This window comes from Filimonas zeae (assembly GCF_014641615.1).
Classification (GTDB): Bacteria; Bacteroidota; Bacteroidia; order Chitinophagales; family Chitinophagaceae; genus Filimonas; species Filimonas zeae.
The window spans coordinates 1,057,195-1,073,908 of record NZ_BMIB01000001.1; the positions used below are offsets into that span (position 1 = coordinate 1,057,195).

Here is a 16,714-nt window from a genome sequence, read left to right on the forward strand (position 1 = left end):
GGATATTTTTCTCAAGATTGATTTTAGAGTATGTGGTATAAAATAGCAGCCCTGCTGTGCATAACAGCGCCTTTTACAGTAACAGCACAAACGGTAGACGGATTACCCGCTGCCGTGCCGCCTGTGCCCGGTATTTACCAGGCAGAACCGTGGGAGAACCCGCAGGTAACCAGTATTAACCGCGACAGAAGCCGCAGTACGGCCTACTCTTTTGCAGACGTTGCGGGTGCCTTAAAAGGCGACCGTAGCACCAGCGGCAGAATGTTATTGCTAAATGGCGACTGGGACTTTTCGCTGGCTTTAAAGCCTGCTGATGCGCCTACTGATTTTTATAAGGCCCGTGTAAAGGGATGGAAGAAGATAGAGGTGCCTGCTAACTGGGAAATGAAAGGATATGATAAGCCGATTTATAAAAGTGCGGTATATCCTTTCCGCCCCGTAGACCCGCCTAACATACCGAAAGATTATAATGCTGTAGGTAGCTATCAGCGCACGTTTACTGTACCTGCTTCCTGGAAGGATATGAACATCACGCTTCATTTCGGTGGCGTGAGTTCTGCTTTTAAAGTATGGCTGAACGGTAAGCTGGTGGGGTATGGTGAGGATAGTTTTCTGCCTTCTGAATTTAATATTACCCCTTACCTGAAAGCAGGAGAGAATATATTATCGGTACAGGTATTGCGCTGGAGCGATGGTTCTTATCTGGAAGATCAGGACCACTGGCGTTTAAGTGGTATTCAGCGCGAGGTAATGCTGATGGCAGAGCCTAAGCTGCGTATTGCTGATATACACTGGCAGGCACAGCTGGATAAAGATTATAATGATGCGGTGTTTAGTGTGCGCCCGAGGTTGGACAACTACACCGGTAAAGCCGTAACAGGTTATACGGTGAAAGCACAGTTGTATGATAAAGCCGGTAAGCAGGTGTTTGCTGCGCCGCTGAGTAAGAATGCCAATGCTATTGTAAACGAGATTTATCCGCGTTTGGATAATGTGAAGTTTGGGTTACTGGAAAGTAAGGTAGCGCATCCTGATAAATGGAGTGCGGAAGCACCTAACCTGTATACGCTGGTAGTATCGCTGGAAGATAGTACAGGCCATTTGCTGGAAGCTAAGAGTTGTAAAGTTGGTTTTAGAACTGTGGCGTTTTCACCGGTGAACAGCAAGTTGCTGATTAATGGCAGAGAAACCTATCTGTATGGGGTAAACAGGCCTGACCATCATCCTACCCGTGGTAAAGCTTTAACGCGTGAAGATATATTGCAGGATGTACGTACCATTAAGCAGTTTAACTTCAACTGCATCCGTACCAGCCATTATCCGCTGGACCCTTACTTCTACGATTTGTGTGATGAATATGGTATACTGGTAATTGATGAGGCCAACCACGAAACACACGGCCTGGGTGGAAAGCTGAGCAATGACCCGCAATGGACGAATGCTTATATGGAGCGTGTAACCCGCATGGTAATGCGCGATAAAAACCACCCCAGCGTTATTATCTGGAGCCTGGGTAATGAAGCAGGCCGTGGGCCTAACCATGCTGCTATGGCTGCCTGGTTGCATGACTTTGATATTACCCGCCCGGTACATTATGAGCCGGGTATGGGAAGTCATCAGCTGGAAGGGTATATTCCGTTAGGTGACCCACGTTATCCTAAAACCAACGATCACTCGCACCGTTTACAGAATCCGAAAGATCAGTATTACGTAGATATGGTAAGCCGGATGTATCCGGGATTGTATACTGCTGAACTGCTGGCGAACCAGAAAAACGGCGATAACCGCCCCATCTTTTTTGTGGAATATGCGCATGCTATGGGTAACTCTGCCGGTAACATGAAAGAGTTCTGGGATGTATTCCGTAGTACGCCACGCGTAATAGGTGGTTGTATATGGGAGTATAAAGATCAGGGGTTGGTGAAGAAAGATTCCGCAGGCAGGGAGTATTATGCGTACGGTGGTGATTTTGGCGAGAAGTATTACGACAACTTTACCATTAAGGGTATTGTGGATGCATTGGGCCGCCCCAAAGCGCCGATGTATGAATGTAAGCGCGTATTTCAGCCGGTGGAGTGTACTATGAAGGATGCTGCAAAGGGGCTGGTACATATACAAAACAGAAACGGTGTGCTTTCTCTGAATGAATATGATATTGTTTTGCGGATTACCCGATATGGCCGTGAGGTAGTATCGCAGCGGCTGCCTTCGCTTTCATTGGAAGCGGGTAAGGACACGGTGATTGATATTTACAGATATTACCCTTCTGGTGTGGAGGCTAACAGCGATCTGCTGTGCAGCATTCACTTTCTGCTGAAAAAGGGTACACCTTGGGCAGATGCGGGTTATGAAATAGCTTCTAACCAGATGACCATTACAGGCCTGCGCACTGCGGGTGTATGGTTGTCACCAGGTGCTGTGAAGGTGCAGGAGACGGCAGATAAAATTGTGGTTACCGGTTCAGAAGATGTACAGGTAACTTTTACTAAAAATAATGGTGCGCTGGCTTCGTACATCCGTAAAGGGAGAGAGCAGTTGTCTGCGCCATTGCTGCCGCATTTTACCCGCCCGCAAACGGATAATGATAAACGTGGCTGGAAGACACATAAGAAATTGTATTCCTGGTTTCATACTGATATGAAGCTGGTGAACATGCAACTGGACAAGGATGCAGAAAGACGCCCACGTATTGAAAGCCGTTACTCACTGATCCGGGATAGTGCTTCGGTGGTGGTAGTGTATACAGTGGATGCAGCAGGTTTTGTGAAGGTGGATTATACGCTGCATGCAGATACTGCTTTGCCACACCTGCCTAAAGTGGGTATGCAATGTGGTATTAACAGAAGTTACGACAGTATTCAGTGGTATGGCAGGGGCCCGCTGGAAAATTATGTTGACAGACGGTATGGTTTTGATGCGGATGTGTATGCCGCCTCGCTGGAAAACTTTATGGAGCCTTATGTGGTGCCGCAGGAAAACGGTAACAGAACTGATGTACGCTGGATGCTGCTGCACGATAAACGTTCTACGGAAGGTATATGGGTGGCTGCTGACAGTTTACTGAGCATGAGCGCCTGGCCTCATACCGAAGAGAATATTGCGCGTGCAGGACATACGTACCGCCTGCGTGATGCGGGATATATTACCCTGAATATTGATCTGGTACAGATGGGCGTAGGTGGTAACGATAGCTGGAGTGATGTGGCGCAACCACTGGAGCAATACCAGCTGCCTGCTAAAGATTATCATTACAGTTTTTACCTGTTGGGGATGCCGGAAAAGGCGGCGATAAGAAAAGGGGGACCGGGCCATGAATAAATACTTTTTCTGTGGTGTATGGGCCATGCTTTGCTGGTATACGGGTTTTACACAACAGCCGCGTAAAGATTATCTGCTGAACGATGACTGGTATACCGTAGCCAACGACAGCAATGCAAGGGCATATGATGGTTTTGAAAAAAAGAATACTTTATATACCGGCTGGCAACGGGTGCAGGTGCCACATACCTGGGACAGGTATGAGGGCTACCGTCAGCTGAAACATGGCAACCGCCATGGAACTGCCTGGTATCAGAAAGCCATAACCATAGAAAAGAACATAGCTGGTAAGCGTCTGTTTCTGTTTTTTGAAGGCATAAACTCTTTTGCCACGGTATGGGTGAATGGCGTAGAAGTAGGTAAACATGCTGGCGGCAGAACTTCTTTTACATTGGATATTACCCATGTGGCAAAACCCGGTGTGCGTAATATCATTGCTGTAAAAGCGGAGCATCCGCCGTTTATCCGCACCCTGCCCTGGGTATGTGGTGGCTGCTCGGAAGAACAGGGGTTTTCTGAAGGCTCGCAGCCGATGGGGATATTCCGGCCGGTTCACCTGATAGTAACTTCACCCGTACGTGTTGAGCCATTTGGACTGCATGTATGGAATGATACTACCGTGCGGGAAGGGGGAACCTCGCAGTTACATTACACGGCAGAGGTGAAGAATTACAGTAATACGGCACGCAAGGTTGTGGTGGAAACAAGCATGGAAGACCGTAACCGTAAGGTGGTATATACCAATCAACGGGAGGTGTTGCTGAATGCACGGCAGACAACTATCCTTAACTGGGAACCCAGGATTTCCAACACCCGTTTATGGAGCCCGGAGCAGCCCTATTTGTATAAGGCTATTACACGCATTCGTGAGAAAGGTGTATTGCAGGATGAAGAGACTACCGCGTTTGGCATACGCTGGGTAAGCTGGCCCGAGCTGGATGGAAAGGGCAATCGCCAGTTGCGTATTAACGGCAAGCCTGTGTTTATAAACGGTACTGCGGAATACGAGCATATACTGGGCAACAGCCATGCATTTAGCGAAACAGAAATTTACGCTCGTGCTATGCAGGTGAAAGCGGCGGGCTTTAACTCGTTCCGCGATGCACACCAGCCACATAACCTGCGTTATCAGAATTACTGGGATAGCCTGGGTATTCTCTGGTGGCCACAGTTCTCCGCGCATGTATGGTTTGATTTGCCGGAGTTTACCGCAAACTTTACAACGTTGATGCGGGACTGGATTAAGGAACGTCGTAACAGTCCATCTGTTATATTGTGGGGGCTGCAGAACGAAAGTACCCTGCCGGAATATTTTGCAAAAGAGTGTTCGGATATCATCCGTGAAATGGACCCCGGTGCTACTGTGCAGCGTAAAATAACCACCTGTAACGGCGGCTCGGGTACTGACTGGAACGTACCGCAGAACTGGACGGGCACTTATGGCGGCAACCCTACGGACTATGGCAATGACCTGATAAAGCAATTGCTGGTAGGGGAGTATGGCGCATGGCGCAGTATTGATTTTCACACAGAAGGCGGCTTTGATGTAAAAGGCCCTTTGAGTGAAGACCGCATGACGCAATTGATGGAAATGAAAGTGCGTCTGGCAGATTCTGTACAAACACAAACTACCGGACATTACCATTGGTTGTTATACTCGCACGATAACCCCGGCCGCGTACAGCCGGATGAAGGCTATCGTTATATAGACAAAGTAGGGCCGGTGAATAATAAGGGCCTGTTTACTATATGGGGTGAACCTACGGATGCATTTTATATGTACCGTAGCAATTATACCTCTGCCGCTACTGACCCTATGGTGTATATAGTATCGCATACCTGGCCGGAGCGCTGGATGACACCCGGTATTAAATCGGGCATTGTGGTGTATTCGAATTGTGAGGAAGTGGAGTTGTTTAACGATAAGGAACAACGTTTTTCATTAGGCAAAAGACGAAAGGGTGGAGTAGGTACGCATTTTCAGTGGGATAGTGTGCCGGTGAAGTATAATGTGTTATATGCGAGGGGATATTATAAGGGCAAGTTGGTTGCGGAGGACGAGACACGGTTGCTGCATTTGCCGGAGGCGCCACATATGAAAAAGAGGTACTTCAATAACACAGCTTTAGTTACTCCTCCTAAAGGGTATGACTATTTGTATCGGATTAATTGCGGAGGTTCTGACTATGAAGATAGCAGAGGTTTTATCTGGAGCTCGGATCAGCGCTTGTATAATGATGATACTGTTTGTTCCTGGGCTGACCAGTTTGCCGGCTTATCTCCTGTTCAGGCGAGCCAGCGTACTTCGTCAGCAGTCTATGCCAATACAGCTGACCAGGCTTTGTTTCAGACCTGTCGTTACGGCAGAGATGCATTGCAGTACAAATTGCCCGTTGAAGATGGTGATTATCTGGTAGTGCTCTATTTTACTGAGCCATGGTACGGCATTGGTGGAGGAATGGACTGCCGTAACTGGCGTGTGTTTGATGTGGCAGTTAATGGTAAGAAGGTATTGCACAAATTGGATATATGGAAAGAGGTAGGTACCGATAAGGTGTTGAAAAAGATGGTGCCTGTACATATAACGGGTGGAAAGCTTACTGTTTCATTTCCACAGGTATATGCTTCTCAGGCAGTAATTGCAGCTATTGGTATTGCGAAAGAGGGGTATGAATCTGATAAGCGGAGGAGACGAATAAGTGGGGGGATTCCCTATGGATGGAAATATGAAAGCTGGTTAGATAAAGGAAAAGCGCTTTACAGTGATTCAGCTATAAAGATTAATTATCTTCCTCCTTTGCTGTATGGCGATAACTGGATAAAAACTGCTTTTACAGAAGATGTTGCGCAAAAAAGCGATACACTCATCAATATGCATTGTGAAGTTGAAACTGATGTTTACATAGCTCTCGATTGTAGTATTACTTCTATGCCTGCGTGGATGAAGGGATATGAGTCAGTGAAAGATTCGCTGGTGACAGATGCCAACGGAGGATGTATATTAAGCTTGTACCGCAAAACCATTCCTGCCGGTTCAAAATTATATACCGGGCCTAATCCGTCAGGGAATTATCAGATGTATACGGTAATCCTCCATCGCCCCACCGCCTACGAAAAAGCTGAAAAAATAAAGCGCCCGGTGGTAACCTATCCTGCTGCTGTTGCGGTGCAAAAAGGAGCAGGTTTAGACTCTGCGGTTGCCGGGTATAATACCGGTGGTTACGCCAAACTGCGTGCGCAAACCGATACGGTTACCTGGAAAATGACAGTAGGCGTGGGAGATACTTACGAACTCCGGTTCCGCTACCGTACAGAAACGGAAAAGCAGGTGCCTGTATGGCTGACGGTTCGATTACAGGATGGTACGTTGATGCGGCATGATAAAGTGTTTTTTGCTCCCGCCAATAGCAAATGGAAAACATTGTACAGCTCTACCGGTACCAATATCAACGCCGGTACGTACACGGTGCAGCTGGTTCCGGTAACGGGTGAAGCCGGCCTGATGCTGGATAAACTGGAAGTGCAGTAGTGCCTCGCGGAACTGTTTTGCCGCAAAACGGCATGTGTTTTGGTTAGTAGGCGTATGTTTACTAACCAAAATGCATGTATTTGAGGACAATTTTACTTTTCCTTACGATACTGTTTCCGATTACTGCCCTTTTTGCACGTGATCTGCCACGTGTACACCTTACCAGCCAGCAGAACAATGTGCTGGCCATGCCTTTAACTGAAAATTATGTGGATACCAGTGCTGGCCTTACCCTGGAACAGGTAAAGCAGCCAGCATATGCTCAGCGGTTTGAGCCGGCGAAGGAGATGCTGCTTTCCTATGGCTTTTTGAACGCGGCTGTTTGGATACACGGTTCGGTTACCAATACCACCGGCAGTAACGCCTATCTGCTGCTGGAATATGCCAATATTGACACCATTACACTTTACTACTATCACAAGGGGCAGCTGCGTACCATAGAGGCAGGCAGCCACCGCCCGCTGGCTAATAACGCATTTCTGGCTCCGGGGTATAGTTTTTTGTTGCCGGAGGCGGATAGTGCCGGGAGGGCGCTGGAGTTCTGGCTGCGGGTGCGTTCGGGTAATTCGGTTATTATTCCGCTTACGGTTACTACTGCGGAGGGGTTATGGTACTCTTATGTGAGAATGTATGGCTGGGAGCTGCTGTATGGAGGTATTATTATTGCCTTGCTTTTTTATAACCTGTCGCTTTACCGCTGGATTAAAGAGGTTAGTTATCTGTATTATATTGGCTACCTGTTTTCGCTGGCTGGCTTTGTATTGTTATATCTGCGTGGTTTCCGGGTGTTTCTGGGGCAGCGGGCGGCAGATTTTATCTGTGAATATGGGGCCAGTCTGGTGGCTATCTCTTACATGTTCGGTATCAGCTTTGCCATCTCGTTTTTAAAAGGTGGTTTGTATGCGCCGCGGCTTACGCGTGTGTTGCGGGTGGTTACCTGGCTGATGTGTATTACGCTGATTACCAATTTTGCGGGTTACCGGGCGGCGGCTATGCATCAGGAGCAGCTATTTAGCCTGATAACACCAGTGCTGGTGATAATGCTTTCGTTGACGGTATATCAGCAGAAATACAGCCCTGCGCTGTACTTTCTGGTAGCGTGGAGTGTTTTGCTGGCGGCGATTGTGGTATTTGCTGCTTCTGTGCTGGGGTTGTTGCGGGTACGTATATGGACGTTGCACGCTATTACTATAGGCTCTGGCGTAGAAGTGATACTGTTGTCGTTTGCATTAGGTTTCCGTTACCTGTTGCTGAAAAAACAAACCATAGCCCTGCAGAACAGCAGCATGGAAATGATAAAGCAGCATAATGTAAAGCTGGAGCAAAAGGTAAGTGAACGTACAGAAGAGTTGCAGGAAGCTATGAACCGTTTATCTGCAGGCAATGCCATGCGTAATAAGTTGCTGGGCATTGTATCGCACGATTTTAAAACACCGGTAGGTAACCTGCGCTGGCTGATGGGGCAGTTGTATTCCGGCAATAACAGTTCTGAAAAGGTCACCAGGCTGCGTGAGGAAGTAGATACAGAACTGAAGCGCATTTCCGTAACTATGGATAATATACTGCACTGGTCGCTCACACAGATGGAGCGGTTAGAGCCACAGCCGGAAACTATTTTGCTGCAATTGTTGTTTGAAGAGATTATGGAGGATAATAAGGTGGCTGCGCAAAAGAAGAAGATTGTACAAACCATTGCTGTAGAGCGGGGTACCTGCTGCCGGGCAGATAAGGGGCAGTTACGGCTGATTCTGCTGAACCTGGTGCACAATGCCATTAAGTTTACCCATGCGGGAGGTGAGGTGACGATAGGGGCCATGGCAGGTGTAGAACCGGACCGCGTGGAGATATATGTAGCTGACACAGGCATTGGTATGACAGCGTTGGAGGTAGCCCAACTGGTAGGCGATGAAAGCATACATTCCCGCCAGGGAACCAGCCATGAAAAGGGCACCGGTATGGGAATTATGGTTTGTAAAGAATTTATTGAGGCGAACGGGGGTATTTTAAAGGTGAAAAGTGAAGTGAACCTGGGTACCTATTTTTACTTCAGCCTCCCGGTTTGTAAATAGGAAAATATTCCATCATTACAGAAATATCTGCCATTGTTATGGCATGCGGCTACCTATACCTTCACATCCGGAAAACGTGTTTGTTTCATATAAATCCCTCTAAATCACGCAGTGCTATATGAAGAAGAAGAGCAATCTCTGTGGATATGCCATCGCATGCCTCTTACTGCTTTGCTGTTGGCAACCGATCTATGCGCAGCAACAAAAAATTTCAGGTAAAGTTAAGGACAAGACTTCGGGCAGGCCATTGTCAGGCGTTTCGGTAAAAGCGTTAAATGCTACACGTACGGTGGTAACAGATGGTGAAGGGGTGTTTTCACTAGCGGTGGATTCTGCCAATGTAACTATTGAATTCAGTTATGTGGGGTATGATGCTTTACAATTACCCGCATCTAACAACATGACCGCAGAAATGACGGCTGCCAACAAGCAACTGGATGAAGTGGTGGTGATTGGTTATGGTACAGTGAAAAGAAAAGATCTTACGGGCGCGGTAACCACGGTAAAGGCCGCGGATATTGTGCGTACGCCTACGCACAATGCGGTGGAAGCTATTCAGGGCCGTGTACCGGGGGTGGATATTACCCGTAGTTCTGGTAAGGCCGGGTCTAATTCTAACATACAAATAAGAGGTACGCGCTCGTTCAGCGGTACCAATACCCCTTTGTATGTAATTGATGGGGTACAGGGTGCTAACATTGATGACCTTAACCCGAACGACATTGAATCGATGGATGTATTAAGGGATGCATCCTCTACGGCTATTTACGGCTCTGCCGGTGCCAATGGTGTTATTATAGTAACTACTAAAAAAGGTAAAGAAGGCCGTGCACAGGTAGCTTATAATGGGTATTATGGCATTAACGGTTTAACTCCTTTTCCTAAAGGCAGAACCGGTGCAGACTATATTCAATTGAGAAGAGAGGCCTGGCGCACTACCGGTGAATGGGCTTCTCCTGCAGATGATGCCAAGTTGTTTTCCGGCCAGGAGTGGTCGGCTGTACAGGCTGGACAGTGGGTAGATTGGGTAGATCTGCTGATGCGTAACGGTGTGCAGCAAAGCCATAACGTTTCTGTAGCGGGTGGTAATGATAAAACCAAAGCGTTTTTATCTGCCGGTTACTTTAATGAGAAGGGACGTTTGCTGAATGATGTAATGAAGCGTTATACAGTTCGTTTAAATCTGGACCAGAAAGTGAACAACTGGATGAAAGCGGGTATACAAAGCCAGATAACCATCTATGACAACAATACCCGCCCTGACCAGTTATTTAAAGCAACAGGTTTAACGCCACTGGGTGTTCCTTATGATGCAGCAGGTAATATTAATCTGCGCCCCATATCAGGTGCGCCTAACCAGATTAACCCGCTGGCAGATAACCGTGGCAGAAATATTTATACGGATAATGCCTATACTACTAACGTGTTGATTAATCCGTATCTGGAAATTAATATCATGAAGGGCTTGACTTTCCGCTCTGTGTTCGGGGCCAACCTGAGTAACATACGCAATGGTGTTTACAGAGATAGCTCTTCGTACTATCACCTGGACCGCAGCGAAAAGTTTGCAGATGCCTCTATCAAAAGCACAGCAGCACGTCAGCTTACCTGGGATAATATTATTACCTGGAATAAAAACTTTGGCGACCATTCATTAACCGTAACGGGTGTGGCTTCTATGGTACACGGTGTTACGGATTATGTGCAGGCAAACGGCCAGGGTGCCACACTGGTAAGCTTTCAGCAGTTTTACAATCTGTCTGCTGCAGATGCTGCCAACCAGCGTGTTTTTTCCGGTTATACCAAAACCGATTCCCGTGCCTATGCAGCACGTGTTAACTATGGATATAAAGGCAAGTACCTGCTTACGGTAACCAACCGTTATGATGGTAACGCCAAATTATCCGGCAAGAAATGGGATAACTTTCCGTCAGTAGCAGCAGGCTGGAGCCTGAGCCAGGAAAGCTTTATGGAACCGTTAACGAGCGTCTTCAATCAGGTAAAACTGAGAGCGGGTTACGGTATTACCGGTAACTCCGGTATTGATGCTTACGGTACGCAAAGTCTGGTAATACGCAGCAACAACATGTCTTTTGGTGAAGTAGCTGCGCCTTATTATCTGTTCAGCAGCACTATTGGTAACCCCAATCTGGGTTGGGAAAAAACGGCTACTGCCAACCTGGGAATTGACTTCGCCTTCCTGAAAAACAGGATTACGGCTTCGGTTGATGTGTACCGTGCAAGAACGTATGATGTACTGATTCTGCGCAGACTGCCCACATTTACAGGGGTAGGTAGTGCCAGCACTCCGGCGCAGGTATATCAGAACGCAGGCGAAACGGTAAACAAAGGTTTAGAGGTTATTATTAATTCTCAGAATATTAAAGGCCGCGACTTCCAGTGGAATTCTACCTTGTCTTTTTCAACCAACAAGGAAAGAATTACCAAGCTGATAGATGGTCGTGATATCATTCCTTCTACGGGATGGGAAACCAATTCTTATCTGATTGGCAGGCCTATGAAGTCTTTCTACTCTTACCGTAAGCTGGGCATCTGGCAAACCGGTGAGAAAGATGCGGCAGCTGGTTATTCCTTTGCAGGTAAAGCCTTCCAGCCTGGAGATATTAAACTGCAGGATGTAACAGGTAACAACATTATTAACGACAGCGACCGTACTTATTTGGGTTCTGTGGTTCCCAAATGGTCACTGGGCTTCCAGAACACTTTCTCTTACAAAGGATTTGATTTGGGTATTTATATGATTGTACGGTGGGGACAGATGATTAATGCTGAATTCATGGGCCGTTACAATCCGGATGGTGCTGGTAATGGTCTGGCATTTATGGATTACTGGACTCCCGAAAATCCTTCCAACGATTTTCCACGTGCCAGCAAAAGTCCGCTGAACAGCTATGCCGGTTATCAGAGCCTGAGCTTTGTAGATGGTTCTTTTATGAAGATCAAGAACGTAACCTTCGGTTATACTTTTCCGAAAAATGTTACTGAAAAGATGAGACTGGGTAACCTGCGTGTATATGCTACCGGTTCTAACCTGTTCACTTTCACAAAGAGTCATTTGCTGAGAAACTATGATCCGGAAAGAGGTGGTGCAACTGATGATCCGCTGACCAGACAATTTGTATTCGGATTGAATGTAGGTTTTTAATGTAAAAGCGAAGAAAGATGAAACTGACAAAATATATTATACGTTATTGTTTGCCGGGGCTAACTGTAGCCAGCCTGGCTGCCTGTAACAAGCTGGATGAATATAACCCCGGCGGTTCTACTGCGGAAACCACCTGGACCAATCCCGAAGGATTTGTAACACTGGTTAACGCTGCTTATAACTACCAGCGTGACTGGTATGGCCAGAGTGAGAATGGATTGTTTGTTGCTGAAACCGGAACCGATTTGTGGTTTAACCAGAACAGAGCCGGTTATGCCAACCAGCTTACGCGTTATGAAGGGCTTACCGGATCGCAGGGCAACCCTAACATTAACTCCTGGCGTGCTATATGGCCTGCTATTAACCTGTGTAACGCAGGTATAGGCCGTATTGATGCAGCTGGTTTTACCTCAGAAGCGGATAAGAACAAGCGTCTGGGTGAATTACATTTTCTGAGAGGTTTTTATTACTGGCATGTGGTAGAGCAGTGGGGGGGCGTAATGCTGCTGACTACAGAAACCAATGGTCCGTTGGTAACTGCTACGCGTAGTACGGTAGAAGAATTTTATCAACTTATTATCAGTGATCTGGAGTTTGCTTTAGCCAATCTGCCAGATACCTGGGGTAGTGAATACAGCCGTGCTACCCGCAAATCTGCGCTGGGCTTTCTGGCCAGAGCCTATTTGTCAAGAGCCTATTATTTTACCGCCGGTTCTGCAGAAGCCACTGCTAATTTTACCAGGGCGCGTGATTATGCCAACCAGCTTATTACCAATGCCGGTACATATGGGGTAAGCCTGTATGCTAACTATGCAGATGTATTTCTGGCTGGTAACAACAAGGCGAACAAAGAGGCATTGTATGTGGTAAGTACTTCCTCTAACCCCGTATTAAACTACGATTCAAGAGGTAACCGCTCTCAGCTGTGGTTTCAGACTAAGTATGATGATGGCAGAAAGCCCGGCGTAAGTAATGCAGGCGGACTGGAATATGGTAATACACAGGAGCAAAGGTTGATGCCTACGCGTGCTTTACTGGATATGTATGCACAGAACGATCCGCGTTATGCAGCTACTTTTCAGGAAGTATGGCGCGCCAACACTGCGTATACCTGGACTGCCGGGGATGCCACTATATACAGAAAAGAAGCTTCTGTTGTAGGAAAGGTGTTAACACCAGGTGTGGATACAGCAGTATGGGTTACCCGCCAGAGCGTGCCGGATAAAGCCAGCCGTCCGTATGTGGTCATTGATCGCGACAGTACTTATAACAGTGCTACCGGTGCTATTTACAGCGGTGTAAACTTTCCGAGAATGAAGAAGTTTAACGATCCTGCCGGTACACGTATTGGTACACTGGACTTTATTGTAATGCGCCTGGCTGAAATGTATATGATAAGTGCCGAAGCAGAAATGCAGTTGAATAACCCGGGTGTAGCTGCCCAGCGTATTAATGAAATGCGTGCCAGAGGTGGTTCACTGCCGGTTGACAGAACGGTTACTGTTGCTGATATTAATCTGGACTTTATTCTGGATGAACGAGCAAGAGAATTTGCGGGTGAGTACCAGCGCTGGTTTGATTTAAAACGTACTAAAAAGATAATTGACCGGGTAAACAGATTAAACCCTGATATTGTGCAGTTGAAGAATGATGCCAATCCGGGACGTTTTTACCTGCGTCCGATACCACAGGGCGATCTGGATGCGATGCTGAACGGCAGAGAGTTTGGTCAGAATCCTGGTTATTAAGATTTTTCATACACTAACACAAGCAGTTAGAGGGGGTACGGTTCTCCGTTGGCCCCCAATTTTTTTAGTAGTAAATTGTTGCAACGGAGGCTTATATGAAAAGGATAGTACAGTTAGCAGGGATATTGATGTTGGTAATGATGGGGTCTTTTGTTTCAGCTAAAGATCCGGTTACTATTGCTATTCCCGTAAAGGGGCATGCACGTATTCAGTTTGGTGCAGATAAGCTTGCAGCAGCGTTGAAAAAAGCAGGGTACCCGGTGCGTATTGTAAAGCAAAGTTCTATTAAACGTGGAAAGCAGGTAATTGTAGCGGGCCTTTGGCAGGATGCACTGGTAAAATCGCAGTCGGTTACCGGACGTGATACTTCATTAGGCAAAGAAGGCTTTTTCATCAGCGGCGGCAGCAGTACCGGTACACAATCATTGGTGGTAGTGGCAGAAGCCCCCTCCGGAGTTTTATATGGTTTACTGGAACTGGCTGATCAGGTAGCGGCTACCGGCGTATTACCTGCCACTATTCAGCAAAAAGACAAACCGCAGATGGTTTTACGCGGTGCTTGTGTGGGGGTGCAGAAACCTTATTACCTCCCGGGCCGTACGGTATACGAATACCCTTATACGCCTGAAACATTTCCGTGGTTTTACAACAAACAATTGTGGCTGAACTACCTGGATTCACTGGTAGCCAACCGTATGAACTCGCTATACCTGTGGAACGGGCATCCGTTTGCTTCACTGGTAAAGCTGAAGGACTACCCTTATGCGGTGGAAGTAGATGAAGCGACTTTTAAAAAGAACGAAGAAATTTATCGTTTTCTTACTACGGAAGCAGACAAGCGTGGTATATGGGTGATACAAATGTTTTATAACATCATTGTATCAAAACCCTTTGCCGAAAAACATCAGATAAAAACGCAGGACAGGGAGCGCCCGATTATTCCGCTGATTGCAGATTATACACGTAAATCCATTGCTGCCTTTGTGGCCAAATACCCTAACGTGGGCCTGATGGTGGCGCTGGGCGAGGCAATGGAAGGTGTAGGTAATGATGATATTGAATGGTTTACTAAAACCATTATACCCGGTGTGAAAGACGGTCTGCGCCTGCTGGGTAAAACGGAGGAGCCGCCAATTGTGCTGAGAGCGCACGATACCGATGCGCCTGAGGTGATGAAGGCTTCTACTCCTTTATACAAGAACTTATATACCGAAGCCAAATACAACGGGGAAGCGTTAACTACGTATACGCCCCGGGGCCCCTGGGCTGAGTTGCATCGTACTTTGGCTAAAGCTGCCCCTGTGCAGATTGAGAATGTACATATACTGGCCAACCTGGAACCCTTCCGTTATGGCAGCGCTGACTTTATACAAAAGAGTGTGCAGGCAATGCATACAGTACACAATGGCAATGCCTTGCACCTGTACCCTGAAGCTTCTTACTGGGATTGGCCATATGCAGCAGACAGCGCCACACCACGCCTGATGCAGATTGAAAGAGACTGGATCTGGTATAAAGCATGGTCGCGCTACGCCTGGAACTGCGATCGCGACCGTGTGCAGGAAGTGGCTTATTGGGGTGGACTGCTGGCCAGTAAATTTGGTACCGGTCAGGCTGCTGGTAAATCGGTGCTGGATGCTTATGAAGCTTCAGGCGAGATTGCGCCCAAACTGCTGCGCCGTTTTGGTATTACAGATGGCAACCGCCAGACGTTAACGTTGGGGATGTTTATGAACCAGCTGATTAATCCTTACCGTTTTGGTCTGTTTACGTTGCTGTATAATTCTGAAGGGCCGGAAGGAGAGATGTTGATTGAGTATGCAGAAAAAGACTGGAAAGGTCAGTCGCATACAGGAGAAACACCGGTGCAGATAATGCAGGAAGTGGTAGCACATGGTGAGGCGGCAGTTGCGGCTATTGAAAAAGCAGCCGGTAGCGTTACCCGTGAAAAAGATGAGTTTAACCGTTTGAAAAACGATATGTATTGTTACCGTGCGCTGGCGCATTGCTTTGCGGAAAAAGCGCAGGCATCTTTATGGGTATTGCGGTATAAATATTCCCGTAAGGTATCTGATCTGGATAGCGCGTTACCATATCTGCAAAAAAGTGTGGACTGGTACAGCAAGCTGACTGATTTAACCAAAGGCACTTATCGTTATGCTAATAGCATGCAAACCGCCCAGCGGAAAATTCCTATTGGTGGCAATGATGGTAAAAACAAAACATGGGCCGAGTTGCTGCCGCATTATCAGCAGGAGTTGGCTACATTCCGCCATAATATAGATTCGTTAAAACAACCTGCTTCTGCCAATGCTGCTCCTGCAACAAGGGCGTTATTGCAACCTGCTGCTGTAACTATTACCAGTGCGTTTGAAGGTAATTACAACATGGCGGTGGGCCAGATGATGTTTACAGATACCATGGCGGTAATTAAAAATTATGCGCCGGAGTTAACTTCGCTGAATGCGCTGCGGTTTACCAAGGCAAAGCAGATAGCAGAAGGCACTACCATACAGTTTACAACACAGGAGCCGGTGGAATTACTGGTAGGCTTTTTTAACAAAAAAGTGCCGGGTGTGCTGCACGAGCCGGAACTGGAAACCAATGCCAGCGCCAACGATTACGGGCAGGCTGAAGTGAAAGTAGCCAATGGTATAGTGGTAACGGGCTTTCCGGCAGTAAACATTCACAGCTATGGTTTTAAAGCGGGTACGCATACGCTTACCCTGGCCAGGGGGGCGGTAATGGTGCTGGGTTTTGTAAAAGCCGGACAGATGCAGAAACCTTATGATGCAGGGCTTGTACCGGGCGTTACGAAGCTGGAGCTGGACTGGTTGTTTGAATAGAATAATGGATGAACTGACATGAAAAAATACAGAACGAT

General features: G+C 47.1%; 6 protein-coding genes. All 6 read left to right on the top strand.

Features of this window, described 5'->3' with window-relative positions; all coding sequences use genetic code 11:
* Positions 1-30 precede the first annotated feature (30 nt).
* Positions 31-3,318, top strand: a complete 3,288-nt coding sequence (locus IEY13_RS04350) for a glycoside hydrolase family 2 TIM barrel-domain containing protein (protein ID WP_188950721.1) — start codon at positions 31-33, stop codon at positions 3,316-3,318.
* Positions 3,311-6,847, top strand: coding sequence for a malectin domain-containing carbohydrate-binding protein (locus IEY13_RS04355; protein WP_229687724.1), 3,537 nt, complete (start codon positions 3,311-3,313; stop codon positions 6,845-6,847). Before IEY13_RS04350 ends, IEY13_RS04355 begins: the two co-directional genes overlap by 8 nt.
* Before the next feature lie 80 nt (positions 6,848-6,927).
* Complete coding sequence (locus IEY13_RS04360; protein WP_188950722.1) at positions 6,928-8,916, top strand: sensor histidine kinase; 1,989 nt, start codon at positions 6,928-6,930, stop codon at positions 8,914-8,916.
* 118 nt (positions 8,917-9,034) lie between these two features.
* A complete protein-coding gene (locus tag IEY13_RS04365) occupies positions 9,035-12,082 on the top strand; it encodes a SusC/RagA family TonB-linked outer membrane protein (RefSeq protein ID WP_188950723.1) in 3,048 nt (1,015 codons plus the stop codon).
* 17 nt (positions 12,083-12,099) lie between these two features.
* Positions 12,100-13,830 (top strand): RagB/SusD family nutrient uptake outer membrane protein, encoded by a 1,731-nt coding sequence (locus tag IEY13_RS04370; protein WP_188950724.1) that lies wholly within the window; start codon positions 12,100-12,102, stop codon positions 13,828-13,830.
* 95 nt (positions 13,831-13,925) lie between these two features.
* Entirely contained in the window at positions 13,926-16,676 is a 2,751-nt protein-coding gene (locus IEY13_RS04375; protein WP_188950725.1) for an alpha-d-galacturonidase, read from the top strand.
* The last annotated feature ends 38 nt before the right edge of the window (positions 16,677-16,714 follow it).